The following is a 3,090-nucleotide window of genomic DNA, read 5'->3' as shown; positions in this document are numbered from 1 at the left end:
CCCGCGCCCGACCAGCTCGCCCAGCCGCGCGTGCAGGTGCGCGCCCAGCTCCCGGGACCGCTGCTGGAACTCGCCGGTCGCCAGCAGCCGCACGACCGCCCGCCCGACCGCGCAGGCCAGCGGGTTGCCGCCGAACGTCGACCCGTGCTCCCCGGGCCGCAGCACGCCCAGCACCGCGCGGCTGCCGACCACCGCCGACACCGGCAGGATCCCGCCGCCCAACGCCTTGCCCAGCGTGTACAGGTCGGCCCGCACGCCCTCGTGGTCCAGCGCCAGCAGGTCGCCGGTGCGGCCCAGGCCGGACTGGATCTCGTCCGCGATCAGCAGCACGTCGTGCTCGTCGCACAGCGCCCGCGCGCCCGCCAGGTAGCCCGCCGGCGGCACGACCACGCCCGCCTCGCCCTGGATGGGCTCCAGCAGCACCGCCGCAGTCCGCTCGGTGATCGCCCCGCGCAGCGCGTCCAGCGACCCGTACTCGACGACCTTGAAGCCCGGCGTGAACGGCCCGAAGTCGTTGCGCGCGGCGTCGTCGGTGGAGAACGAGACGATCGTGGTGGTGCGGCCGTGGAAGTTCGACCCGGCGACCACGATCTCGGCCGTGCCCGCCGGCACGCCCTTCACCCGGTAGGCCCACTTGCGGGCGACCTTGATCGCGGACTCCACCGCCTCCGCGCCGGAGTTCATCGCGAGCACCGTCTCGGTGCCCGTCAGCTCGGCCAGCTCGCGGCAGAACAGGCCGAACTGGTCGTGGTGGAACGCGCGGCTGGTCAGCGTGACCCGGCCCAGCTGCTCCACCGCGGCGGCGACCAGGTCGGGGTGGCGGTGCCCGAAGTTCAGCGACGAGTAGCCGGACAGGAAGTCCAGGTAGCGGCGGCCCTCGACGTCGGTGACCCACGCGCCCTCGCCGTGCGCGATGACGACCGGCAGCGGGTGGTAGTTGTGCGTGCTCCACTCCTCGTCGAGCGAGATGAACTGTTCGGAGGAGGGCGCGTGCCCGGCGGCGGGTGAGTCGAGGACGGTCATGTCACCAGGCTAAGGGGCCTTGGCCAGCGATTTCATCCGTCAGTCGTTGCGCGTCCGGCATGTTCGTTGCGCAGGGTGACGCTTTCGCGGTCATCCGTTGCGCAGTGGGCACGGGCATGATCAGCGGGATACGCTCCGACGATGGCCGATGAGTCCGCGCAGGTCCAGCCGATTTCGGGCGTCTTCCGGGTGAACCCGGAGGACTTCGACCTCTCGGAGGTCGACCCCGCCGGGACGCCGGTCGGACCGACGTCGAAGCACGCGGCCGCCAAGGACATGGCCCGGGTCGGGGAGGAGCTCGACGACCTCCAGGAGGCCCTGTACGCGGAGGGGACCGGCGGCGGCGAGCGGCGGGTGCTCCTGGTGCTGCAGGGCATGGACACCTCGGGCAAGGGCGGCACGATCCGGCACGTCGCGGGCCTGGTCAACCCCCAGGGCCTGCGCATCGCCTCGTTCAAGAAGCCGACCCGCACCGAGCTGCGGCACGACTTCCTGTGGCGCGTCCGCCGCCAGGTGCCGCAGCCCGGCTACATCGGCGTGTTCGACCGGTCGCACTACGAGGACGTGCTGGTCGCGCGGGTCGACAACCTCGTCCCGTCGACCGAGTGGCGGCGGCGGTACCGGCAGATCAACGCCTTCGAGGCGGAGCTGGCCGAGCAGGGTGTGACGACCGTCAAGTGCTTCCTGCACGTCTCGCCGGAGCGCCAGAAGGAGCGGCTCATCGCCCGGCTGGAGGACCCGCTCAAGCACTGGAAGTACAACCCGGCGGACCTGGAGGTGCGGGCCAAGTTCTCCCGCTACCAGGTGGCCTACCAGGACGCGCTGGTCAAGTGCTCGACCCCGGTCGCGCCCTGGTACGTCGTGCCGTCGGACCGCAAGTGGTACCGCAACTGGGTCGTGGCCCGGCTGCTGCTGGAGGCGCTGCGCGACCTGGCGCCCTCCTACCCCGAACCCTCGTACGATCCGACCGTCGAGTTGGCACGGCTCCGGGACGCCGACCCGTTGCGCTGAGCGCAATCTTCATTGCGCCTCTTGCTTGCACGCAGTGGTCTAGGCCACTGTGAAACCGCCGCGGGCGGTCGAGCGGAGGTGCGGTGTGGTGGTGGACAGGCGGCGGTTCCTGGGGGCCGCAGGCGTGGGAACGGGGTTGTTGATGACCGAGGGTGTCGCCCGAGCGGACCGGTCGGGTTCTCCCGAGCCGGAGGGATCCGGGGCAGCGGAGGGCCGCCTGGCCGAAATCCCCGCCTACCTGGGCACCTACACGTCGTGGGCGGGCGGTGGGAAGGGCCTCGGGCTCGGCGCGTACGACCCGGCCACGGGCGGGCTGCGGGTCACCGGCGTGGTGCCGAACGTGCCCAACCCGTCGTTCGTGGTGGACGCCGGGCGCCGGGTGTACGCGGTCAACGAGAAGTCGGACGGCCAGGTGACCGCCCTGGCGGTCGGCGCGGACGGCGTGCCGAAGGTGGTGAACAGCCGGAGCACCGGCGGCGCTGACCCGTGCCACCTGGTGCTCCACCGGGGCCACGTGCTGTCGGCCAACTACAGCTCCGGCAGCGTGTCCGTGCACCCGGTGCGCCCCGACGGCGGGCTGGGCGAGCGCACCGACCTGGTCGTGCACCGGGGCGCGGGCCCCGACCCGGACCGGCAGGAGGGGCCGCACGCGCACCAGGTGCTGCCCGACCCGACCGGGGAGTTCGTGCTGGCGGTCGACCTGGGCGCCGACGCGGTGTTCGCCTACCGGCTCACCGACCAGGGCAAGCTCACGCCGGCCGCCACCTCCCGGCTGCACTCCGGCGCGGGGCCGCGGCACCTGGCGTTCCACCCCTCGGGCCGGTTCGCCTACATCGCGAACGAGCTGGACTCCACGGTCGTGGTGGCGGGCTACGACCGCGGCGTGCTGACGCCCGGCGCGAAGCTGAGCACGCTGCCCGCCGGTGCGCCGACCTCGCCGCGCAACTACCCGGCCGAGGTCGTGGTGTCGGCGGACGGCCGGTTCGCCTACGTGTCCAACATGTCGTATCCCTCGAACCGGAAGTCGGTGATCTCTCGGTACCCCATGGCTTCCCC

The 3,090-nt window shown here is 72.5% G+C and carries 3 protein-coding genes; 2 read left to right on the top strand and 1 reads right to left on the bottom strand.

What is annotated here, in order from left to right:
• Positions 1 to 1,023, bottom strand: a 1,023-nt coding sequence (gene rocD, locus AB0G02_RS17015) for an ornithine--oxo-acid transaminase (RefSeq protein WP_360794752.1), incomplete at its 3' end; no start/stop codon positions are given.
• A gap of 141 nt (positions 1,024 to 1,164) precedes the next feature.
• Here rocD and AB0G02_RS17010 point away from each other — a divergent pair.
• Positions 1,165 to 2,034, top strand: coding sequence for a PPK2 family polyphosphate kinase (locus AB0G02_RS17010; protein WP_360794749.1), 870 nt, complete (start codon positions 1,165 to 1,167; stop codon positions 2,032 to 2,034).
• Between the two features lie 142 nt (positions 2,035 to 2,176).
• A partial coding sequence (locus AB0G02_RS17005) for a lactonase family protein (protein ID WP_360794747.1) occupies positions 2,177 to 3,090 on the top strand: 914 nt, incomplete at its 3' end.

Source organism: Actinosynnema sp. NPDC023658 (genome assembly GCF_040639995.1).
GTDB lineage: Bacteria > Actinomycetota > Actinomycetes > Mycobacteriales > Pseudonocardiaceae > Actinosynnema.
The sequence above is the reverse complement of the archived record's forward strand: the minus strand, read 5'-3'. Positions and strand labels throughout refer to the sequence as shown.